The organism is Fulvivirga sp. AWR4_260 (assembly GCF_056158185.1).
In genome coordinates this window covers 419,700-443,790 of record NZ_JBSWSU010000001.1, presented here as the reverse complement: position 1 = coordinate 443,790, position 24,091 = coordinate 419,700, and the positions used below count along the sequence as shown (strand labels likewise).

Sequence of the window (24,091 nt, the reverse complement as noted above, 5' to 3'; positions counted from 1 at the left end):
AATAAAATGCTGAAATTTTGGTGCAATCGTTTTGGGCTATCCAAACAGCTATGTTTTTTAACCATTTAGCGAATAAGAGGTGAGAAGTTTCTTTTTTACTTAATTCATTGACAAATTGAGAGTCCGAATCAACCTTTTTATCAATGAAAAATCTTTTACTAACAGGCTTACTATTAGCGCTTTTAGTGCCTGGCGCGTTAGCCCAAATTCAGGTCAAAGGTAAGGTGACCGATCCCGCAGAAAATGCACCACTACCAGGTGTAAACATTATTGTTAAAGGTACCAGCACAGGAACAACCACTGATTTTGAAGGTGGTTACACGTTAGAAGTTCCTGATGAAAATGCTGTGTTATTATTCTCTTTTATAGGATATGTAACGCAAGAAATCCCAGTTTCTGGCAGGTCTGTAATTGACGTGCAATTGTCTCAAGACGTGCAGCAACTGGGTGAAGTAGTTGTTACTGCTCTTGGTATTGAAAAAGATGAAGAAAGTCTTACTTATGCTACTCAAGAAATTGGTGGCGAAGAATTAACTACCGTTAAGCAACAAAACTTAGTAAATAACCTGGCAGGTAAAACCGCTGGTATTACTATTACTAAGTCTGCTGGTGGTGTAGGTGCTTCATCTAGAGTTTTGCTTAGAGGTAATAAATCAATCAGTGGAGAAAATCAGCCATTGTATGTAATTGATGGTGTACCAATGAACAACGCTAACCTAGGAAGTACATCTGATCTTTATGGAACTGTTGATAATGGAGATGCCATTGCCAACCTTAACCCTGAAGATATAGAAAGTATTAATGTACTAAAAGGAGCTTCTGCAGCAGCACTATATGGAAGTCAAGCCGCTAATGGTGTTATTTTAATAACCACCAAAAAAGGTAAGAGTGGTGTGAGTACAGTTTCTTTCTCATCATCTTTAACTTTTGAAAATGCATTAAAAACACCAGAGCTTCAAAGTCAGTATGGCCAAACAACGCCAGGAGCTTCTTTAGATACTTGGGGCGAGAAAAATAATACAGCCAGTACAGAACATGTAGATGAGTTCTTTAATACAGGATCTACATTTATCAATAGTGTGTCCGTTAACAGTGGCACAGAAAACGCTCAATACTACGTTTCTTATGCTCGTACTGATGCAAAAGGTATAGTTCCAGAAAACGAAATGGAGAAAAATAACTTCATGGTACGTTTGACTGGAAAAATATTTGATAATGTTAAAGTTGATGCCAGTGCAAATTTTGTTAACCAAAAAATTGACAACACACCTTTGGCTGGCTTTTATCATAACCCAGTGCTATCCACTTATATTTTTCCTGAGTCTTCTGATAGGTTTAATTACTACAAAAATAACTTATATACCTATGATGATAGAAGAGCCCTTTATGTGGAAAATTACCCATACAAAGATTTAAATAACTATCCTTTCCCAGGAGAGAATCCATATTGGGTTGTGCGTAATCAAACCAATACAAGCTGGAGAAATAGAGGAATTTATAAGTTAGGGTTAACAGTGCCTGTGGGAGAACACATAAAAATCATGGGTAGAATGAATTTAGATAGAGTAGAAGATAAATTTAAGCATAAATTATCAGCAGGCTCATCCATTATAAATGTAGATTCTTCAGGAGATTACCAATATAGAACTCAAGTAGCCACACAGTTATATTCAGATCTATTGGCTACTTACAGTAACAAGTTATCTGATGCAGTATCTTTAGATGCTACAGTAGGTTTTATAAATACTTATAAGCAGACTGAGATGTTAAATATTCAGTCTACGGGTATACAGGGAGGTTTATTTATCCCTAACTTATTTGCAATTCAAAACTTCACAACTAATGTGAGGAAAGAAGAAAATGAGCAAGAAACATTATTGCAAGCAGGCTTTGCTACTGCAACCATAGGTATCAATAATATGATATACGCAGACGTTACACTCCGTAACGAATGGTCTTCTACGTTGCCTGTTTCAGATAACTCTTTCTTTTATCCGTCAGGAGGTTTATCATTTATTTTAACAGAGGTGATTGGAGAGTCTCAGTTTTTAAACTATGCTAAATTAAGAACCTCATACAGTGAAGTGGGTAACTCATTACCTTACGGAATTGCTTTTGCACAGCCAAGAACAATAGATTATAACGGAACACTTAAGTTTCCTGAGGCAGGGCCACTGGGTAATTTAAAACCAGAGAGAGTAAAGTCTTTTGAGTTAGGGGCTAAGTTTAATATGCTGGACAGTAAGTTAAATTTAGATGTGACTTTCTATAACAACACTGTTGAAGATCAATTTTTTACTATACCTGCTGCCACGGGTGACGCATACGAAAATTATTACCTCAATGGAGGTACCATCAGAAATAGAGGTATTGAAGCCATGTTAGGATATAACCTATTATCCGGAGGTGGACTTAAATATACATCTTCATTTAATTTCTCTACCAACAGAAACAAGATAGTAGAAATTACTGATCTATTAGGAGATGGAACATTTGTGATTACACAGGCTGCCGATACTAGAATTATCCAAATTACAGCAACGCAAGGTGGGCGTTATGGAGATTTCTATGGTAGAGATTTTCAACGTGATGAAAATGGTGACATTATAGTACAAGATGGTAACGTGTTAGCATCTGACTTAAAGTACATGGGAAATCCTAATCCTAAGTGGCAATTAGGCTGGCAAAATGCCTTTAGTTATAAAAATTGGGATTTCAAATTCTTGATCGATGGTAAGTTTGGGGGTAAAGTAGTAGGTCAAACAGAAGCATACTTAGATGTTTTAGGTAGAAGTAAAGCTACTGCCGATGCTAGAAATGCTGGTGGTGTAGTAGTTTCTGGAGAGACTATTCCTGCTGAAGCATATTACACTCGAGTAGGAGGAACAGACGCCATTGCTACTCCATACGTATATGACGCAACTAATGTTAGATTGAGAGAAGTATCATTAAGTTACAATTTTCCTTCAGCTATGCTCGGAAATGCGATTAAGAGCTTAAGGTTGTCTGCTGTAGGAAGAAACCTATTCTTTATTAAGAATGATGCGCCATTCGATCCAGAAGTTTCTGCCGGATCTGGTAACGGCTTTCAGGGGCTCAATACATTCTTAGTGCCTTCTACAAGGTCATATGGAGTAAGTCTTAATGCCACATTTTAATTAAATAGAATAAAGATGAAAAATAGCAATATATATTTAATAGCGGCCTTATTGACAATTTGTGGGTTATTTGGCTGCGATAACCTCATGGAGGATTTGCAGAAAAATGATGTTTCAGCATATGAGGAGTTGTTGGAAGCTGATGCTAATGGCTTGAATGCCTTTGTTTCAATAATGCAGACCAACATTAAAAATTTTAATACTTCATGGCAATATCAAGTACAGCAAAACTTAAATGCTGATCATTACTCAGGCTATATGATGAGTGCCAACCCTTTTGGTGGAGGCGGAATTAACTCACAATACAACATGAATGATGGCTGGAATAGCTATGTGTTTTCTGTGGCAAATGTGAATCTTGCCCAATTTCAGGGCTTTAAGACTAAGGCGCTTCCTCGTTTTCCTGATTACCATGCATATGGCAAAATCTTAAAGATCTTTTCAGCTTTGCCAATGGTAGATGCTTTTGGAACCTTCCCTTATAAAGATTTTGGAAACGGGACAGATGTTAAGTGGGATGACTTGGACGTTGTTTATGAAACTATGGTATCGGAATTAAATTCTACCATAGATACATTGACACTATATGTTGGCGATGGAGAAAGGAGTGGTTCTGGTAATAGGATTGCTAGTGATCTTTCATCTTACTCTGGTGATTATGTGAAATTTATACAATTAGCCAACTCTTTAAAGCTAAGGCTAGCAATAAGAATGGCCGATGTAGCACCTCAAAAAGCAAAACAAATAGCGGAAGAGGCTGTAGCTAATGAGTTTGGAACAATTGATAATGGAGCAGGAACTTATAGCATTAATGTAGGTAATTATAATAACCCTTTATGGCAAATAGCCGCTTGGGGAGATATTCAAATGGGATCTGATATGGAGTCCTTTATGAAAGGGTATAATGATCCTAGATTACAAGAATATTTTACAGCTGCTACAGATTCTGCAGTATTAGGTCAATATAAAGGTATTCGTCAAGGTGCTGAAGTGAAAACCGGTGAATATACGGGGTATTCAAAACCTCAATTTAGTGTAAAAGCTCCGATAGTTTTGTTTACCTTAGCAGAACTATATTTCTTGAAGGCAGAAGGCGCTTTGAGAAACTGGAATATGAATGGTGCCGTAGAAGATTTTTATAAAGCAGGTGTTTCTGCTTCATTTGATCAATACGGATTGGCAGATGTAAGTACCTACTTGGCAAGTGATGCTACCCCAATGGACTTTACAGATACTAAGCATCCAGAGTGGAGTTATGACAATACCACTGCTGTAACACCTAATTTTGCAGATGCCATTTCATATGACGATAAACTTGAAAAAATTATAACGCAAAAATGGATTGCTATCTATCCTGATGGAGCGGAAGCTTGGGCTGATTTTAGAAGAACGGGATACCCTAAACTAAAATCTATACCTAAAGACTATAATGACGCTATTCCTGACGGAGAGTTCATCAAAAGGTTGAAAATTCCATCAGCCATGATAGGATTGGCCGAAAGTAGATACACTGAAGCTATTCAACAATATTTTGGCGGACAGGACAATGCTGGACAAAAAGTCTGGTGGGACGTCAACTAGTCTAGTAAATAGCAAAACAATCAACAGACATTAAAGACAATTCCTTGTCGTCATAGAGTCTTGCTGGATAATGTTTATAGGTTCAGTTAACTTATTCAGCAGACTCTTGTCTTAATTTTTTCAAGATTTAATCGAAACTGTTAAATGCAAGTAGCTGTAGGTATTGACGTGGGCGGCACTAACACCAAACTAGGGTTAGTGACTCGTGACGGGCAATTATTGCATAAGAATAAATTTTCTACAAAAGCTTTTCCTGAACCTGAAGGGTTCGTTAACCAACTAATTTTAAATATTAAAGCGCTTTTTACTGATTATGGTAAAGAGTTAGACTTGGCTGGGATAGGGCTAGGTGCTCCAAAGGCTAATTATTATACTGGCTTGGTTGAGGGGGCCGCTAATTTGGCCTGGCATATACCTGTAAACTTACAAAAGGGGTTACAAGAGCATTTTCATGTCCCTGTAAGGGTAACTAATGATGCTAACCTTGCAGCCATTGGCGAAAAAGAATATGGAGCTGCTTCATCCATGGATAATTTCCTTTCTGTCACTATTGGCACAGGACTGGGGTGTGGTGTTTTTATAGGGGGAAAATTACAACACGGACAAAATGATCTGGCTGGAGAACTAGGGCATACTTCCGTTAAAAAGAAGGGGCGTGTTTGTGGTTGTGGAAAAAAGGGCTGTTTAGAGACCTATGTTTCTGCCAAAGGAGTGGTAAGAACCACCTATAACATATTAGCCAAATACGACATGCCTTCGCAGTTAAGACACGTAGCCTATGCTGATCTTACTCCTGCTTTAATTGACCGGCTGGCCAATGAAGGGGATGAGATATCTAAAAAAGTACTTACCTATACTGGTGAAGTATTGGGCTATAAACTATCTGATATGGTGGCCATGTATAACCCCGAGGCTATATTTCTGGCTGGTGGAGTGGCGAACAGCAAACACCTTTTTGAGCCAACCCTAAAGGCTATTTACGATAATATCTATAAAACATATGATTACCCTATAAAGCTGTTGCCTTCAGCGCTGAAAGACGATGAGCTTGCAGTACTAGGTGGAGGAGCTCTTATATGGGGCCATATTGAGGAAACAGAATTCTCTTCTCTTAATTAAAACTATGAATTAACAGTCAGTAGACTTTAAAAAAACTTATATAAAAAAATGAACACATTGAACTCGTATCGAAGCATAGAGCACCAGCCTGTAGGTGCTACCGAAAAGACAAAGTTTGAAAAAATACACTCTGAGATTTTTGAGACTTCATCAGAGGCATCTCTTGCAGTAGCTCAAGAAATAGCAGAACTCATCAGGTCTAAGGCTGATAAGGGAGAGCCCTGTGTGCTTGGATTAGCTACAGGGTCTTCTCCAACTTCTGTTTATAATGAGTTGGTAAGAATGCACAAAGAAGATGGGCTTAGCTTTCAGAATGTTGTTACGTTTAACCTTGATGAGTATTTTCCTATGGAGCCAGATTCTCTTCAAAGTTATGTGCGCTTTATGAATGAGTATCTTTTTGATCATGTCGATATTAAGAAAGAAAACATTCATATTCCTGATGGAACACTCCCTTTTGAACTGGTAGAGTCTTTCTGTAAAGAATACGAAAATAAGATAAAAGCCCTTGGAGGTATAGATCTTCAAATTTTAGGTATTGGCCGTACAGGGCACATCGGTTTCAACGAGCCCGGCTCTCACATCAACTCTAAAACAAGGATGATTAGCCTTGACCACATTACAAGGGTTGATGCTGCTAGTGATTTCTTCGGTCAAGAAAATGTGCCAAGAAGAGCCATAACCATGGGTGTTGGTACCATTATGAAGTCTAAAAGAGTAATATTGATGGCTTGGGGTGAAGGAAAAGCCAAAATTATTCAAAGAACTGTAGAGGGGGAAACTTCAGATTCAGTACCTGCAACATACCTTCAAAAGCATGATAATGCTACTGTGGTTTTAGACAGTGGTTCAGCAGATGAGTTAGTTAGAATTAAAACACCTTGGTTGGTACAGTCTTGTAAGTGGGATGATTATTTAGCCAAAAAAGCAGTGATCTGGTTAAGTGCTAAGCTTGATAAGCCAGTATTAAAATTAACTGACAGAGATTATAATGATCATGGAATGAGTGATCTTGTAACAGAGCATGGTCCTGCTTATAATATTAATATTCAGATATTTAACGAGCTTCAGCATACTATTACAGGTTGGCCTGGGGGTAAGCCTAATGCTGATGATACGCATCGTCCTGAAAGAGCGACCCCTGAGAAAAAACGAGTAATCATATTTAGCCCACACCCAGATGATGATGTAATTTCAATGGGAGGTACGTTTATCCGCTTGGTAGACCAAGGGCATGAAGTACATGTGGCTTATCAAACGTCAGGTAATATTGCTGTATTTGATGAAGATGTTATTCGTTTTGCGGATTTCATTAGGGATTTTAACCAAGTGCATGAGTTAGATGCATCTAAGAGTGGCGAAGAGCTTTACGAAGAGATAGTATCTCAGATAAAAAATAAAAAGCCAGGTGATGTGGATTCTCCTTTGGTGCAGTCTATAAAAGGATTAATCAGAAGAGGAGAGGCTAAAGCAGGTTGTAGAAATGTGGGTATTAGCGATGACAATGCACATTTCTTAGATATGCCTTTTTATGAGACAGGCGCGGTGAAGAAAAAGCCACTAGGAGAAGAAGATATTCAGATTATAATTGATTTGTTAGAGGAGATTAAACCTCATCAAATTTATGCAGCTGGAGACCTTTCAGATCCACACGGCACACACAGGGTTTGTTTAAATGCTATTTTCGAGGCAGTAGCAAGAACAAAAAATAAAGATTGGATGAAAGACTGCTGGGTGTGGCTATACAGAGGAGCTTGGCAAGAGTGGGCTATAAATGATATTGAAATGGCAGTGCCTATTAGTCCTGAAGAATTGTTAAGAAAGAGAAAGGCAATTTTTAAGCACCAATCACAGAAAGATACTGCATTATTCCCAGGATCTGACCCTAGAGAATTCTGGAGAAGGGCGGAAGACAGAAACCGTGATACAGCAGTGAGATACGATAAACTTGGCTTGCCAGAGTATGAGGCAATCGAAGGTTTTAAAAGATATCATTTTTAATTTTTGAGACATTATAGATGAATATTAAAAATCTTTTATTGGGAAGCATTTTGTGCGTGGCCAGTTGTGGCGCTTTAGTGGCTCAGCCTGCGGTAGACACGCAATTTGACATTATGCCATATCCCAAAAAAATTGAAGCTAAACAAAGGAAGTACAGTTTATCCAAAGATTTCAATATTGTAATTAAAGGTAAGGCTGATTCACGTTTGTATAGTGGAGCATCAAGATTTTTGAGGAGGCTGGACAAACGGTCCGGCCTCTTTTTTAACCAGCATATGGTTACAGAAAATGATGCGGAAGCTAATGCCGCTTTAGTTATCAGCTCGCAGAGACCAGGCGTGGTTAAGTTGAATGAAGATGAGTCTTACAGCTTAAAGGTTACAGCTAATGGTATAGCTCTAGATGCCGTAAATGACATAGGGGCATTACGTGGACTCGAAACTTTATTACAACTGTTGGAGTCTGATGCTGATGGTTATTATTTCCCTGCTGTTGAGGTTGAAGATTCGCCAAGGTTCCCTTGGAGAGGGGTTATGATTGATGTTGCGCGTCATTTTCAGCCTGTCAATGTTATCAAAAGAAATATAGATGGCATGGCTATGGTTAAAATGAATGTACTTCACCTTCACCTTTGCGATGACCAAGGTTTTAGAGTTGAAAGTAAAATCTATCCTCAGTTAATGGAAAAGGCATCTGATGGAATATATTTCACCCAAGATGAGATAAAAGAAATTATAGCCTACGCAGCGGAAAGAGGAATAAGAGTAGTGCCAGAACTGGATGTGCCAGGTCATGGAACTAGTATTTTAATGGCATTCCCTGAGCTAGCAAGTACCGAGCCTCCCAAAACGCTAGAGCGATATTCAGGAATTTTTGATCCAACTTTAAACCCAACACTGGACAAAACTTATGAAGTGCTCGGTAATATCTTTACCGAAGTGGCTGGCTTATTTCCTGATAAATATTTCCATATAGGAGGAGATGAAAATGAAGGACATCAATGGGATGGCAGTCCTGAAATCCAGAAATTCATGAAAGAGCATGATTTAAAAAGTAATCATGAACTACAGGCTTATTTCAATAACAGACTGATGAAAAGTTTGGATGAAGCAGGTAAAATAACCATGGGATGGGATGAAATTATGCAACCAGCTTTGCCTAAAAATGCATTGATCCAATCTTGGAGAGGGCAAGAAGGCCTAGTAAAGGCTGCGCAGTTGGGCTACGATGTTATTTTGTCTAATGGATATTATATAGACCTAATGCATAAAGCAGAAAAGCACTATTTAAATGATCCTTTGCCAAAAGGAGTAAAGCTTACTGCTGAAGAGAAATCTCGTGTGTTAGGAGGTGAAGCCACTATGTGGAGTGAATTGGTAACTCCATTGAGCATAGATAGTAGAATTTGGCCGCGTGCAGCCGCAGTGGCAGAACGTTTATGGTCTAAGGCAGATGTGAAGGACATAAAAGACATGTATCATCGTTTAGATGTAATGAGTCTTGAACTTGAGCGTGAAGGACTTACTCTAATATCTAGCAGAAATGAAATATTAAGGAATATTGCCAACTCAAGAGAGATAGAACCTTTACAAGTGCTGGCAGCCGTAGCTGAGCCTATGAAAGGGTACACAAGAAACCCTGGCGGTACTATGTATGCTACTTATTCTCCTTTTGCATTGTTTGCAGATGCATGTTCCGCTGATGCTACTGATGCACGTGATTTTAATTGGCTAGTAGAGGATTATTTAAATAGCGCTGATTCGAAAAAGAAATCGGAGGTGATGACATGGCTGGAAAAATGGAAAGCTAATCATGGTAAATTTGAAAAACTTTTATTGCAATCGCCTGTGCTGAAAGATATTGAGCCGATGTCATCTAACCTATCAGCCTTATCTGCTTTAGCTATTTATGCTTTAGAGGGTAAAGCAGCTAGTTTGTCTTCTGAAAAACAATTGGAGTGGTTTGCTAAGGCTACTGAATTGATTGAGCAAAGCCGAGAACAAAGCGGAAGAACTCAATTGCAAGTAGTGGATGCTATGGAAGCGCTGATTAAAAACGGTGCTGCAATAATTCCTGCCAATGAAGAAGCAAGTATAAAAGTGGATGGAAAGTTAAATGACTGGAAATCTGCTTTATGGAATTATGCCGTTACCCGTACGCATCCTTATTGGGAGTCAGAAAATGATACTGTGAAGTATGCCTTCTCATGGGATTCAAATAATTTGTATGTAGCATTTGATGTTGCCGATGCTCAAGTAAATGCTAAAGCATCGAAGAAAGACCATGAAACAATAAAATCAGATGATGGTATTTACTTCGCAGTGGCAAAAAACGCTTTTTCTGGTACTACATGGAAAGACGCTGATTTTGCCTATTTGGTTAACGCAAATAATACAGCTATCTCTTATCATGGTAAAGCTAAAACAAAAGCTGTAACTACGGGCTCGTTAAATAATGATAATAATGTGGACTCTGGTTTTGTGGTGGAGTTAGCAGTGAGTTGGAAAGAGCTTGGAGTGAGCCCTAAGGAAGGTCTTTCATTATCAATTGACTTTGGTGTTAATGATAAAAGCGCATATTCTGGAAATGCCAGGGTATATGATTTTATGGGAGTTAATGCTTTTCATAAGTCATCAGATTTTGGCAAATTGGTGCTTTTTAAAAGCTTAAACAATAATCAGGCATCCGTTGAGTAAGCAAGATAGATTACTTTCATTAGATATTTTTCGTGGTATTACCATGGTGGCCATGGTTATTGTTAATGACCCTGGCTCATGGAGTGCCATTTATGCGCCTTTAGAACATGCCCACTGGAACGGATGTACACCTACTGATTTAGTCTTTCCATTTTTCTTATTTATGGTAGGCACGGCTTTAAGTCTTTCTTTAAATAAGGCAAGGTTTGAAAAGGAGCACCACGGAAAAAGGATGCTTCATATCCTCAAAAGAAGTGCAATCCTCTTTTTTATAGGACTGGTATTAAATGCCATGCCTTCTTTTCAGTTAGATGTATTGCGTATTCCTGGTGTGCTACAAAGAATAGCCATAGTGTTTCTTGTATGTGCAGTGTTGTTTTTAAAAACTACTTATAAAACACAGGTTCTATTAAGCACTATTATATTGCTAGGCTATTGGATAGTGATGAAGTTAGTGCCATTTCCAACAGGGGCTACGGGTACATTGGAGCCGGGAGTTAATCTTGCTGCTTTCGTAGATGCTAAGTTACTGAGTGGACACATGTGGGCTTCTACAAAAACATGGGATCCGGAGGGCGTACTAAGTACTTTTCCATCTTTGGTGACTGGTATTTTGGGGATGTTTGCCGGGCAATGGATTAAATCAGAATCATCACCAGAACGTAAGGTTAACGTGCTGTTTGTGGCGGGTAATTTACTTATAGTAGCAGGTTTATTCTGGGGATTAGCTTTTCCAATTAATAAAAGCTTATGGACGAGTTCATATGTTTTATATACAGCAGGTATAGCTTATAATATGTTGGCGTTGCTTTATTGGGTAATTGATATTAATAAAATACAGCCTTCCATTTTGAAGTTTTTTCATGCTTTTGGTATAAATGCCATTTTTGCATATATCTTATCTAATGTTTTGGCCATAACTTTTGGGGCTACAATACAAGCAGCGGTGTTTGATGGTTTAACCAGCATTACAGGAGATCCTTACCTCAGCTCCTTCATTTACGCACTACTTTTTACAGCAGTCATGTACATACCTCTATTAATTATGTACAAGAAAAAAATTATCATCAAGGTTTAAATAATTATTTTAATGATACTAGAAGCAATAGATTGGTTTTCGGTTATCGCATTTTTTGTGGTATCCCTTGTAATAGGAATATGGGTTTCCCGACAGGCGGGCGCCAGTGTTTCTGAATACTTTCTTTCCGGGCGCGATATGCCCTGGTGGCTATTAGGTGTTTCTATGGTAGCTACCACTTTTTCAGCCGATACTCCCAACTTAGTAACTGACATTGTAAGGCAAAACGGTGTTTCAGGAAACTGGGAATGGTGGGCTTTTTTATTAACCGGTATGTTAACGGTTTTTGTATACTCTAAGCTTTGGAGAAGATCTGAAGTATTAACAGACTTAGAATTTTATGAGTTAAGATATAGTGGAAAAACAGCTGCCTTTTTAAGAGGGTTCAGGGCTATATACCTTGGTGTGTTTTTTAATATTATGATTATGGCCACTGTTTGTTTGGCAGCCATAAAAATAGGAGGTGTACTTTTGAATTTATCTCCTGTCCAAACCTTACTAATTGCTTCTGTTGTAACGGTTATTTATAGTTCCTTAGGAGGGCTAAAAGGAGTTTTGATTACTGATTTTGTGCAATTTATAATTGCTATGATAGGTTCAGTATATGCTTCTTATGTAATTGTTAACTTGCCAGAAGTAGGCGGATTATCTAATTTGTTAGCACACAAAGAAGTGATGCCGAAGTTGGATTTACTTCCAGATTTCTCTAAAACCGAAACACTAGTGCCATTATTTATCATTCCGTTAGCTGTGCAGTGGTGGAGTGTTTGGTATCCAGGATCTGAGCCAGGTGGTGGTGGTTACATCGCTCAAAGAATGCTGTCAGCTAAAAATGAAAAAAATGCAATTGGTGCTACATTGTTTTTTAACGTTGCGCATTATGCATTGAGACCTTGGCCTTGGATTTTAATCGCACTGGCTTCTATTGTAGTATTTCCTACATTAGAATCTATTCAAGTGGCTTTCCCTAATGTGGCTTCTAATATTATTAAAGATGACCTTGCGTATCCTGCAATGCTCACCTATTTGCCACATGGTTTATTAGGTGTAGTAATAGCTTCTTTAATTGCAGCATTTATGTCTACCATTTCTACTCACTTAAACTGGGGGTCTTCATATATTGTAAATGACTTTTATAAAAGGTTTATCAACCCTGAAAGTTCTGATAAGGCATTGGTAAACGTAGGGCGACTGTCTACTGTGTTGTTAATGGTGTTCTCAGCTATATTAGCCTTGTACCTTGAAAATGCCATTCAAGCATTTAGAATATTAATGACGATAGGTGCCGGAACGGGACTCATCTTTATTCTTAGATGGTTCTGGTGGAGAATTAATGCGTGGACCGAAATCTCCGGGATGATAATTTCATTTTTCGTAGCTATATATTTCGAGTTTATACATGAAGCGTTGGGCTTCACCCCACTTGCCGGACATGAAAGGTTATTAATTGGTGTTGCGCTAACAACAGTGGTTTGGCTGCTAGTTACATTCTTCACTAGAGAAACTGATGAAGATGTGCTAATTAAATTTTATGAGAAGGTACAGCCTGCAGGGCCAGGGTGGAACAAGATATTGGAAAGTGCCAAATCAAAGGGCGTGAAGATTGAGAAGGCCAATCATACACTTACACTAGAGATATTAAGTGTATTTATAGGCACGATAGCCGTCTTTTCAGCACTATTTGCGACCGGTTATTTCATTTATGGTAGAGTAGGACTTGGCTCCGGAATAGCAGTTATATCGGTAGCAGGTTTTGCTTGGTTGATATTGATGTGGAAAAAGCTTTCTAACTAAAAAAATATTGTGCCTCCTCTACATTTTGAGTAAAAAAATACTCAATGTGTAAGAGGGGGCATTTTTATAATTCCTTTATTATCAGCGATAATAAGCATTTTTTACCCCAATGGCATAGTTGTTTCAGTAGATAGCTCAAATCACAAACTGAAAATAAACTATGAAAACAAATAAAATCAAATTTGCTATTGTTGCTTTTTCTTTAATGCTACTAGGTTTTAACTATGCTCAAGCTCAAGAAGCTCGTGGTGGTATAAAAGGTAGTTTAAACTTAAGTAATCTGTATATCGATGATGTAGACGATGAAAACGTAAGAGCTGGTTATAGTGCAGGTATTTATACTCAGATTATGATCGGTGAAAGCTTTGCAATACAGCCAGAGCTACTATATTCTGCTAAAGGAGCCAAAGTGGATTATGGCGAAAATAATTCATTCTTTCATGGAGAGGGAGATTTTAACCTTAACTATATTGAGGTGCCAGTGTTAGCAACTTTTAAATTAGGAGATGCTGCAGATATTAACATAGGACCATATTTTAGTTATTTGGTAGGTTCTCATTTTCATAATGATGGTGAGTTTGTAGGCATCGATACTGATTATTCAGAAGATATTGATAGAGATAACTTTAAGAAATTTGATTACGGTATATCTGGAGGTATAGGATTTAACTTCTCAGCCTTAACTATAGGAGTAAGATATAACTATGGTTTAGCAGAAATAGCTGACAGTGATGAAGCAAAACAATTATTAGGTGACTCTAAAAACTCTGTAGCGCAAGTATATGCTGCTATTAACTTGAGATAAGCTTAATTGCTTCTAAGATATTATAAAGTTGAAAGGCCGGAATCCGGCCTTTTTTTATTCCATGTACTGCAATTACATGGAAACAGATTTCTTAACTATAGGCTCTGCCAAAGCAGGTTGTTCTTTATCAAATTCTATTTTTTTGGCAGCCTTGCCCATGGTACATTTACCTTCAAACTTGGCTCCTGCCTCCACTATAAGTTTATTGGCAGTTACATCTCCTAAAATAGAACAATTAGGTTTTAATACCAGAACATCAGATACTTCTACAGCTCCTTTAATTTCACCTTCAATTTCAGCTACCTGAGCTAATATATTTCCTTCAATATAAGCCGACTGTCCTACTACTACTTTGGACTTAGACTTAATGTCACCTATAATACGGCCTTCAATTCTTAGGTTACCATAGGTGTCAATATTACCAGTAAAGGTGCTCCCTTTACCTATTATATTGTTGGAGTTGGTATACTCATGAGACTGTTTCTCGTCTTTATTTGCGTTATTTTTATTAAACATAGCACCCTACTTTACTTTATTTTAAAAATACTTAATTCAGTTCCTAACAGCTATGGTTTATCTATTAACTGTTGCTATTTATAGATCAAATTCAACAAAACTAGATTAGTCGAATTAAATCAGGTATTAATCTGTGGATAAAATACCTACGGTAATCAGTGGTTCTATCAATTCCAAAATGCTTTGCTTCAGAAAGATAGGCTTGTTACATCTGGTGTAACAGAAATAGGTTGAAAATTAAGTTTAGGGTTCCCTGATTAAAGCAGTTGGTTTAATTGAAGTTAAAAATAGTTGAATTATAATTTTTCAACTCCTTCTTTTAAGTTAAAGTTTCCCGACCAAAGTTCCCAATATAATCTACGGGATGGATAAAAATATTATTCATTTCTGTTACGAAACTTTGATTATAATATTTTTAAGATAAGCACAGTCGGGTAAAAAACTTGTTTTGCTCTGATTAACAGGAGTATAATTTTATGCGAATCTAGCAAAGAAAGCTAAACTTTTTTTACGAGCGGTTGTAGAATGGGGTGGCTCAATAGGGGCAGGTTGTTATGCCTCATGAGGCGGAGCATTGCTTTTATTCTAACTCTCAAAATGCAGAAGTAAATCAGTATTGCTTATAATGTTCGAGTTTATATGACTTTCTATGGATGTCAGTTTGGTTATTTCCCAAAATAAGACACTTTTTCTTTTTTTGATCTAATCTTGATCAGTCACTTTATCTAATTTACTTAAATCGGAGGTTGGCATAATCTTTCATACTATAAGGTGTCCACTATTTTTAATATGAAAAATAGTTTATGAAATCTTTTGTAAGTCTTGAGGCGGGTGAATTTATTGTTGCTTTCAATAAACTGCCTAATGCTGTGCTGTTGGATGTAAGAACAGTACAGGAATTTTCTAAATTTCATTTTCAAGAAGCAGTTAATATACCGTGTACGGAGCGTCACGTTTTGTTAAATCTTAATAAAGAAACCCCTTATTTTGTGCATTGCCTCATGGGAGGTCGCAGTGCTATGGTGGCATTAATGCTTGTGGAAGAGGGCTTTAAATATGTATTTAATTTAAACGACTCGTATAACACTCTGAAACGATGGTCTAAAGGAGAGTGTCTTAAAAGAAGAAAAAAATCCCATAATGGGATGTAATTTTTGTTAAAACTTATGAAATTAGTGGTTTTGCCGTGTAAATATAAACTTGGCACACCTATTGTACTAATTGTCATAGGTTTAGGTTGATTAAAAGCTGTATAAAACTTTAGTTTTTAGTTGGTTTTAGTACGTACAGCACAATTGAAGTCGCTCCTTGGTTAAGAGCGACTTTCTTTTTTTATACATCTCATGTTTTCTGCTCCCTTCATCAATTTCCAATTGCAGGACTTATTCACGATCAAATGATTTAATGCCTGCTATCAATTTTAAAAGTTTATCGTTGATCTCAGTAATATCTTAATGATTTCAGTTGAGTATTTTTCCAAGTTATAGATTCACTTTCTCTCTGATGTATAAGATGAAATTAAAAACCTTGTTTTTTCCCTATAATCCATGTTTTCGTTATTGGCACTAGCGTTGTAATAAGTAAAGCGGTTAGGTTGAAAGATAGCTGTAATTCATTTTAGTTGGTTTTATGAGATACAGCTTAAGCCGTCCTTTGGTTAGGGACGGCTTTCTTTTTATGCAAAAGAAGTAAGCCAATGAATGTAATTGCTCCATTTACTAACAAAATTTCAAATCCGAATTTATAACCGTTAAACAGGTCTACTGAATTGGCATTGAGCCAATAAGAGATTAGTGGAGACAGAAGGCATACTACAGGTACCCCCCAATCTTTAATGTTCCATTTGGTGAAAATGCCAAAAGAGAAGAGCCCCAATAATGGGCCGTAAGTGTAACCAGCGGCTTTAAATACCGAGCCAATAACAGCCGAGTTGTTAATTTGCTTGAAGATAATAATTACTACAAATAGTAAAAGAGAAAAGCCCAAGTGGACAAGCAATCTAATGTTTCGTTGTTTGTGTTTTATTTTTAATGTTTCTTCTTGAGTTTTGAAGTTGAGGAAGTCAACACAAAAAGATGTTGTGAGCGCGGTCAAAGCCGAATCTGCACTACTGTAAGCTGCGGCTACTATACCTAAAAAGAATACTACTCCAGCAAAAATATTGAAGTGATTCATGGCTAGCATAGGGAATAAATCGTCAGTTTTCTCTGGAGTAGCTATGCCGTTTGCGTTAGCATATAAATAGAGCAGGGCACCCATGCTAAGAAATAGTATGTTAACGAATACCAGAGAGAGAGAGAACCACAACATGTTTTTTTGAGCTTCGCCTGCATTCTTACAGGTGAGGTTTTTTTGCATCATGTCTTGATCTAGACCTGTCATTACTATGGCTATGAAAGCTCCGGAAATAAATTGCTTGAAAAAGTTTTTGTCGGTTTTCCAGTCCCAGAAAAACATTTTTGAATAGTCGCTTTTCTGAATGGTGGCTGGCAGCTCTGCCAAAGATAAGTTGAGGTCTTGGCATATTAAATAAATTACTGCTATTACTGCCGAGATCATGAACAAGGTCTGAAGAGTGTCTGTCCAAACTATAGTTTTAATGCCACTTCTAAATGTATATAGCCATATAAGAGCGATGGTGACGAGCACCGTTACAGAAAAATCTATTTCCCAGGCATCAAAAACGGCTAATTGTAAAACTCCTGCTACCAAAAACAACCTAAAGGCTGCGCCTACTACTCTCGAAATAATAAAGTAGAAAGCTCCGGTTTTGTAAGACCAAAAACCGAATCGCTGTTCTAGAAATTCATAGATGGAAATAAGGTTGAGACGATAGTAAAGTGGTAGCAAAACTGTGCCTATAACTAAGTACCCTACAAGGTAACCAAATACCACTTGCATATAGGAAAACTGAGTGCTAGCCACCCATCCTGGTATAGATACAAAGGTTACTCCTGATAGAGAAGCGCCTATCATACCAAAGGCGACCAAGTACCACGGAGATTGTCTGTTACCCGTGAAAAAAGTTTGGGAATCAGATTTTCTTCCTGTTAAAAATGAAATAAGGATGAGTAATAAAAAATAAGCTGATATAACAGCTATTACTAGTTGTGGGGTCATATTTTGAAGGATTAAAGCCGCTAAAGTTGTGATTTTTTTTTACTTTTGACAACAAAACTAAAGCTCAATATGGATTTAGGATATTTAGAAGAAGAATTAGTTGAGGTTTTAGAAGATGTTGCAGAGCAGCGTGATCTCATGGTGTTTAATGATGATGTAAACACATTTGATCATGTAATTGAAACTTTAGTTAGGGTTTGTAAGCACTCTACACAGCAAGCTGAACAATGTGCTTATATTATTCACTACACCGGTAAGTGTTCAGTTAAGAGAGGCTCTTTTAAAAACCTTAAGCCCATGCGTGATGCCATTTGCGAAGTAGGTATCGATGCCAGGGTGATGTAAGCGTTTAAGCCAAAGTATTGGCATTTTATAAGGCCTTTTTCAAGGTTGAGGGGGTAATTCTATCCCGTTCCCACCAAATATTGTACTGTATTAATATATTACGTTAGTTCTCTGTTAGTTTTAGAATATGGAATATCCATCTAAATTGATTGAAAGTGCGGTCGAGGAGATTTCAAAACTTCCGGGCATCGGTAAAAAAACGGCATTAAGACTTGCCTTACATTTGTTAAAAGAGTCAGAAAGTAGAACGTTGGCTTTGGCCGAGGCTTTAACTCAGCTGCGAACTGATATTAAGTATTGTAAACATTGTTTTAATATATCTGATACAGATGTGTGTAACATCTGTGTTAGCCATAGACGCGATAAATCTATTATTTGTATAGTAGAAGATACTCGTGACGTTATGGCTATAGAAAATACCTCTCAATATACCGGGTTATATCATATTCTCGGAGGTGTAATTTCTCCAATCGAAGGCATTGGGCCTTCAGAGTTGAATATAGAAAGCTTAGTGAAACGAGTGGAAGAATCTAATGGTGAAGTTACGGAAGTAATTTTGGCGCTAAGCCCCACCATGGAAGGAGATACCACGGCTTTTTATCTTACCAAAAAGCTAAAGCCTTTCAATGTAAAAGTGAGCACTATTGCCAGAGGCATACCAATTGGAGGTGAGCTGGAATATGCTGATGAGGTGACGTTGGGGAGGAGTATTTTGAGTAGAACGGCATATCAATCAGAATAAGTGTTGGTCATGAATTGATTCAAATGTAATAGAATGCGGTTAACTGACCGTGATTTTGAATTTTTCAGTAATAATGGCTAATTATTTAAAAGTATTTCAAATTTGTGGTAAGTCATTAGTATAATCCATACTTTTGGCTCGTTTTTCTAAATACACAAAAAAATGAGCGAATTATTGACCTTTCAATTATCGGATCGAATTGCTAACATGGAAGAATCCGCTACCTTGGCTATGGCAGCGAAAGCCAGAGAGTTTAAGGCCAAAGGTATTAATGTAATCAGTCTTAGTCTGGGAGAGCCCGATTTTAAGACCCCTAAACACATTCAAGAAGGAGCCAAAAACGCAATTGACGAAGGTAAATATTTCGCATACCCTCCAGTTAATGGCTATCAGGATCTAAGAGAAGCAATCTCTGAAAAATTCAAAAAAGAAAATGACTTGGCTTATCCACCAGAAAATATTGTGGTGTCTAATGGAGCTAAGCAATCTATAGCTAATGTAATGTTTACCTTGCTTAACCCAGGTGATGAGGTAGTGGTTTTTGCGCCTTATTGGGTGAGTTATTCAGCATTAATTCAATTAGCAGAAGGTACACCTGTATTCATTACAGGAGGTATTGAAGATGATTTTAAAGCTACAGCGCAGCAATTGAGAGAGGCTATTACTCCAAAAACTAAAGCTGTTATCTTCTCTTCTCCATGCAACCCTACGGGTTCCGTATTTACTAGAAAAGAATTAGAAGCTATTTCTGAAGTTATCCTAGAGCATGATAATATCGTGGTGATCTCTGATGAAATATATGAGCATATTAATTACACAGAAGAGAAGGTAAGTATTGGCGCTATACCTGGCATGATAGACCGTACAGTAACGGTTAATGGCTTTGCTAAAGGCTTTGCTATGACTGGCTGGAGAGTAGGCTATATTGGCGCGCCTCAGTGGTTAGCTAAAGGGTGTTCTAAAGTACAAGGACAAATTACTTCTGCAAACTGTTCTATCGCACAGCGTGCTGCATACACTGCACTTACTACTGACTTAGGCCCTACTTTTGAAATGAAAGAGGCTTATGAAAAAAGAAGAGAGTTGGTGTACAACCTTCTTAATGAAATTCCTGGAGTTAAAACTAACTTACCTAAAGGAGCATTTTATTTCTTCCCCGATGTGAGTGCGTATTTTGGTAAATCAACAGAGGGAGTAGAAATTAAAGATGCGGCAGACCTTTGTATGTATATTTTGGAGAAGGCTCATGTATCATTAGTAACAGGTGATGCCTTTGGAGCACCTAAATGCATTAGGTTGTCATATGCTGCATCAGAAGAAGATTTAAAAGAAGCACTTAAAAGAATAAAAGAAGCATTAAGCTTATTGGCATAAGTAATGGAGCAACGCACTATAGAGGAAGTTTTTGACGCTTTTAAAGATCTTAAAGTTTTAATCATTGGTGATGTAATGGTAGACGCCTATATATGGGGCGTTGTAGATCGCATATCGCCAGAGGCGCCAGTGCCTGTAGTGCGGGCAACCAAAAGGGATTTCCGCCTTGGCGGAGCAGCAAACGTAGCTCTTAATGTTCAGTCATTAGGGGCTACTCCCATTCTTTGTGCTACCATAGGTAATGATGATAGCGGTAGGCGTTTTACTGAAAGGCTAGATGAGATCGGTATTACTTCTGAAGGTATGCTAGTTACTGAAGGTAGGCCTACAACCGTGAAAACCAGAATTATGACTTCTCATCAGCATGTGGTGAGAGTGGATGAGGAGGTTGATACGCTTTTAACTAAAGCCCATGAAGAAAGCTTATGGGAGAAGATTGAAGCCATTTTGCCCAAAGTGGATGTGGTTATCTTCGAAGATTATGATAAAGGAGTAATTAGTGAGGCGATTATCAGTAAAACGGTGAAGCTGGCTGATGAGTATCATATACCTACCGTAGTTGATCCCAAAAAGCGTAATTTTTTAAATTATAAAGGGGTAACCTTTTTTAAGCCTAATTTAAAAGAGCTTAAGGAAGGGCTTAAGCTTGATTTTGATAAGTCAGATCAGGAGGCAATAGAAAATGCAGTGGAGGCGTTGCAGGCGGAGCTGAATAATCATGGTAGCCTTATCACTTTATCAGAAAGAGGTGTTTATATAAAATACGGAGAAGAGCAGCATTTAATACCTGCGCATATGCGTGAAATTTCTGATGTGTCTGGTGCAGGCGATACAGTAATAAGTATTGCAGCATTATGTGTAGCTTTAAAATTACCTCCATATTTTATTGCTGCCTTATCAAATTTAGGTGGAGGCTTAGTGTGTGAATATATTGGTGTGGTGCCTATCAACCATGATAAGCTTCTTTCTGAAGCTAAAAAGCACAACCTTTTATAGCATATAAAAAAAATATCCCAGAAACACCTTGGCTTCCGGGATATCTTTGTGTCTATAGTTGGCTTTAATTGATACTAAGTAATAATATTAAAGCCATATTGTAAATGCTGCTGCGTTAGGTCGCTTTATTCAATGCCCAAGCGCAGTTATCATCGATAAGTTTCTTAGAGTTTTTAAAATCAAGGGATATAATCGAATTGCTCTTCTAAGCTTCCTTGCTTTTCTAAGTCAGCCATTATTTCTTTATCAAGCGGAGTTTCTTTGATTACATTGTAGCTGTCCCAAAATGCTTTGTTGTATTTTTCATCTTGGTACTGTAAACCATAGCGCTTCATTTTTTTAGTATTGGCTATTCTTTCTTTTGGATCAGAATGAATCTCATTAATAAGTAACTCTTGAAATAATTCGGTTTCGAATTTTAATTCATTGGTTTTTTCATCGTACCAGTTGATTTTAGAGACTAGCTTCATGTAGTTGAGGTACATCTTGCCTTCAAATTCTTTAAAATCAATTATTTTCTTGTCGCTAATATATTTACTTACTGCATTTCTTTTTTTCTTCACTATCCAATTTTCGGGGTACTTCCTGTCATACTCAATACGTATAATGGCGTAGGACTTGGTGTCAATGTACATCTTATAGTTAGTGTTGATTTCATTGGCCACTACAAATACTCTATGCCCGTTATAATAAGTAATTCTAACGCGTTTAAAATTTTCTATAAATGACTGGTCAGCCGGGAAGGACCGGTACCTTACGTCATTATGTAGCAATAGATCTTCTAGTAAATTATCGTTGTCAAAATAATTGGTGAATTTGTTATTGTAACCCAAGCTTTTGCGTACTTCTACAAGCGCCACTCGCTCCCTTAGTCTACTTTTATTTCTGGGTTCTTTGTAATCTTCATCGTAGATTTTAACAGCTGCTTCTAGCAAAGAATAATAAGTGCCTCCAATTTTTTTGAGGTCTCTATAGAATCCATCTAGTATAAAAGGTGAAGTGGGGTAGTTGTCATCTATTCGAGAAATAGCAATTTTTACAATTTCATCGCCTGTGAGAGAGTCTTTAATGACTACTTCATTGAGTAACTGTACCGCTTTTTTTAGTTTAAAAATAGAGGTGTCTTTTCTCAATAAAGATTGAATGGAGGCTTCCTTGTTTTCATAGCCCAGCATTCTTATAGTTAAGATCTCGTTTCTTAAATCTACGGGCACATGGAAATCGAACTCTCCCATGGTGTTGGAAATAGTGCCTAAAGATTTTCCTTTGATGCCTATAGAAGCAAAAACTAATGGCTCATTAGTTTCCTCATCTACTATTTTGCCAGATATAGTCAATGAAGCTTGTCCTTGAACAAATAAAGGAAAAAGTAAAAAAATAAAAATTAAACGCTGAATGCGCATACAAATGAAAAATTTACTAAGTCAATCAAAGCCATTAAATACCAAATATGTGAAGGAAACCTCACTTTGTCAATAATTGTTGTAACTCTATTAGTGCTAATTTTGAAGATTGAAACTTTTTATCTATAAATGCAGGCTGTATGTAAAATAAAAAGACTTTTAAAATTTTATATTTGAACACAATAGTAATGCCCTTGGCAAGTTTTATTTACACTCAAAAGTATAGCTATTGAATATTATTGAGAAAATACCTCGGATTTGGAAAATTGCGTATTTGTTGATTTGTGCTTGGTACGCTCTTAACTATACCATTAGTTCTATTATTGAATGGCAGCTTTTCCGTCCTTATAATTATGACCCGCTGTGGAATGGCTTTTACCAGTTAGAAGCGGTGTGCATACTGGTGGCGGCCACTTTTATTTATAGTAATTGGTTGTCTCGATATAATCTTACATTTCAAGTTATAGGACATGTAACCGGACTCTTAGTCTATTTTATGTGTATTAGTTATTTGAATTACTATTTTGAGGATTATATGGATGGCATGGTCTATTTTGATGACTGGAAAGAAAACATGCTGAAGTTGTTGAGCTATGAGGGGATGCGGTTTTATGATCAATACTTGATAACTGTAGCGGTATTTTATATTATAAGATACTTTGAAAGCTTACAGAGGAAAGATCAGGAAAAAAGTGAGCTTGCTTTGAAGAATAAAGAAATGCAACTTTCATTGTTAAAGTCTCAGATTAATCCTCATTTTTTATTTAATACATTAAACTCAATAAGTACACTTGTTGGATCTAATAAGGAGAAGGCCAGGAAAGTGATTAGTCAGCTGTCAGATGTTTTTAGGTATGCCCTTGATTCACATAGTGGTCAGCAGGTAAGATTAATACATGAGTTGGATTTTATAGAAAACTATGTGAGGATACAACAAGTGAGGTTTGGTGAGCGACTAAAATATGAGGTAGATGTGGAGTCTACTTGCCTAAGTGTTGAAATTCCACCCATGGTGCTGCAGCCCTTGGTTGAAAACTCAGTGAAGTATGGTATTGGCCCTAAGGAAGATGGAGGGACTATACTTTTAAAAGTGCAAAGAACAGAAAAAGGAATATATTTTGAGATAAAAGATGATGGGCTAGGTATACATGCTAAAAAAGTGCTAGATGGTAAATCAACAGGAGTAGGACTTAAAAACTCTGACAAACGACTACAAAGCATCTTTGGTAAATCTGCCGGTTTGCGTATAAATGCCCGTGATGATGGCTATACCGTAAGTTTCATGCTACCTTTGGAAGAAGAAATGATGGCCAGAAAAAATGAATTGGATGCTGCTATCCATAATTAAAACTGTAGTGAATAG

The 24,091-nt window shown here is 37.2% G+C and carries 17 protein-coding genes; 14 read left to right on the top strand and 3 right to left on the bottom strand.

Going from position 1 to position 24,091, the window contains the following annotated elements; translation table 11 throughout:
* Positions 1–143: 143 nt before the first annotated feature.
* The 8 genes from ACXACQ_RS02075 to ACXACQ_RS02040 all read left to right on the top strand — a co-directional run bounded on the left by ACXACQ_RS02075 (position 144) and on the right by ACXACQ_RS02040 (position 14,232).
* Positions 144–3,158, top strand: coding sequence for a SusC/RagA family TonB-linked outer membrane protein (locus ACXACQ_RS02075; RefSeq protein ID WP_474974260.1), 3,015 nt, complete (start codon positions 144–146; stop codon positions 3,156–3,158).
* A gap of 15 nt (positions 3,159–3,173) precedes the next feature.
* Positions 3,174–4,739, top strand: a complete 1,566-nt coding sequence (locus tag ACXACQ_RS02070) for a SusD/RagB family nutrient-binding outer membrane lipoprotein (protein ID WP_474974259.1) — start codon at positions 3,174–3,176, stop codon at positions 4,737–4,739.
* Between the two features lie 144 nt (positions 4,740–4,883).
* Entirely contained in the window at positions 4,884–5,858 is a 975-nt protein-coding gene (locus ACXACQ_RS02065; protein ID WP_474974258.1) for an ROK family protein, read from the top strand.
* A 48-nt stretch (positions 5,859–5,906) separates the two neighbouring features.
* Entirely contained in the window at positions 5,907–7,859 is a 1,953-nt protein-coding gene (gene nagB, locus ACXACQ_RS02060; RefSeq protein WP_474974257.1) for a glucosamine-6-phosphate deaminase, read from the top strand.
* A 17-nt stretch (positions 7,860–7,876) separates the two neighbouring features.
* Positions 7,877–10,555 carry a family 20 glycosylhydrolase gene (locus ACXACQ_RS02055; RefSeq protein WP_474974256.1) on the top strand — a complete coding sequence of 893 codons (2,679 nt, stop codon included), beginning with the start codon at positions 7,877–7,879 and terminating at the stop codon, positions 10,553–10,555.
* Positions 10,548–11,633, top strand: a complete 1,086-nt coding sequence (locus tag ACXACQ_RS02050) for an acyltransferase family protein (protein ID WP_474974255.1) — start codon at positions 10,548–10,550, stop codon at positions 11,631–11,633. Before ACXACQ_RS02055 ends, ACXACQ_RS02050 begins: the two co-directional genes overlap by 8 nt.
* Positions 11,634–11,645: 12 nt before the next feature.
* Positions 11,646–13,427, top strand: a complete 1,782-nt coding sequence (locus ACXACQ_RS02045; RefSeq protein ID WP_474974254.1) for a sodium:solute symporter family protein — start codon at positions 11,646–11,648, stop codon at positions 13,425–13,427.
* Positions 13,428–13,587: 160 nt separating this feature from the next.
* Positions 13,588–14,232 (top strand): porin family protein, encoded by a 645-nt coding sequence (locus tag ACXACQ_RS02040; protein WP_474974253.1) that lies wholly within the window; start codon positions 13,588–13,590, stop codon positions 14,230–14,232.
* 72 nt (positions 14,233–14,304) lie between these two features.
* Here the strand turns inward: ACXACQ_RS02040 and ACXACQ_RS02035 are convergent, their stop codons facing one another.
* Positions 14,305–14,748: a bactofilin family protein gene (locus ACXACQ_RS02035; protein WP_474974252.1), complete on the bottom strand. Its 444-nt coding sequence runs from the start codon at positions 14,746–14,748 to the stop codon at positions 14,305–14,307.
* A gap of 803 nt (positions 14,749–15,551) precedes the next feature.
* On the opposite strand from ACXACQ_RS02035, the gene ACXACQ_RS02030 reads away from it, so the two are divergent.
* On the top strand, positions 15,552–15,899 hold the full coding sequence (locus tag ACXACQ_RS02030; RefSeq protein WP_474974251.1) for a rhodanese-like domain-containing protein: 348 nt from the start codon (positions 15,552–15,554) through the stop codon (positions 15,897–15,899).
* A gap of 490 nt (positions 15,900–16,389) precedes the next feature.
* Here ACXACQ_RS02030 and ACXACQ_RS02025 read toward each other — a convergent pair whose 3' ends face one another.
* Positions 16,390–17,868 carry a sodium:solute symporter gene (locus ACXACQ_RS02025; protein WP_474974250.1) on the bottom strand — a complete coding sequence of 493 codons (1,479 nt, stop codon included), beginning with the start codon at positions 17,866–17,868 and terminating at the stop codon, positions 16,390–16,392.
* Between the two features lie 69 nt (positions 17,869–17,937).
* On the opposite strand from ACXACQ_RS02025, the gene ACXACQ_RS02020 reads away from it, so the two are divergent.
* From ACXACQ_RS02020 to ACXACQ_RS02005, 4 genes are all read left to right on the top strand, one after another.
* Entirely contained in the window at positions 17,938–18,213 is a 276-nt protein-coding gene (locus ACXACQ_RS02020) for an ATP-dependent Clp protease adaptor ClpS (RefSeq protein WP_474974249.1), read from the top strand.
* A 127-nt stretch (positions 18,214–18,340) separates the two neighbouring features.
* On the top strand, positions 18,341–18,955 hold the full coding sequence (gene recR / locus ACXACQ_RS02015) for a recombination mediator RecR (RefSeq protein WP_474974248.1): 615 nt from the start codon (positions 18,341–18,343) through the stop codon (positions 18,953–18,955).
* Between the two features lie 162 nt (positions 18,956–19,117).
* On the top strand, positions 19,118–20,329 hold the full coding sequence (locus tag ACXACQ_RS02010; protein ID WP_474974247.1) for a pyridoxal phosphate-dependent aminotransferase: 1,212 nt from the start codon (positions 19,118–19,120) through the stop codon (positions 20,327–20,329).
* A gap of 3 nt (positions 20,330–20,332) precedes the next feature.
* On the top strand, positions 20,333–21,325 hold the full coding sequence (locus ACXACQ_RS02005; protein ID WP_474974246.1) for a bifunctional heptose 7-phosphate kinase/heptose 1-phosphate adenyltransferase: 993 nt from the start codon (positions 20,333–20,335) through the stop codon (positions 21,323–21,325).
* A gap of 179 nt (positions 21,326–21,504) precedes the next feature.
* Here the strand turns inward: ACXACQ_RS02005 and ACXACQ_RS02000 are convergent, their stop codons facing one another.
* Positions 21,505–22,728 (bottom strand): carboxypeptidase-like regulatory domain-containing protein, encoded by a 1,224-nt coding sequence (locus tag ACXACQ_RS02000; RefSeq protein ID WP_474974245.1) that lies wholly within the window; start codon positions 22,726–22,728, stop codon positions 21,505–21,507.
* 229 nt (positions 22,729–22,957) lie between these two features.
* Between ACXACQ_RS02000 and ACXACQ_RS01995 the strand changes: the two genes are divergently transcribed.
* Positions 22,958–24,076: a sensor histidine kinase gene (locus ACXACQ_RS01995; protein ID WP_474974244.1), complete on the top strand. Its 1,119-nt coding sequence runs from the start codon at positions 22,958–22,960 to the stop codon at positions 24,074–24,076.
* Positions 24,077–24,091: the final 15 nt, after the last annotated feature.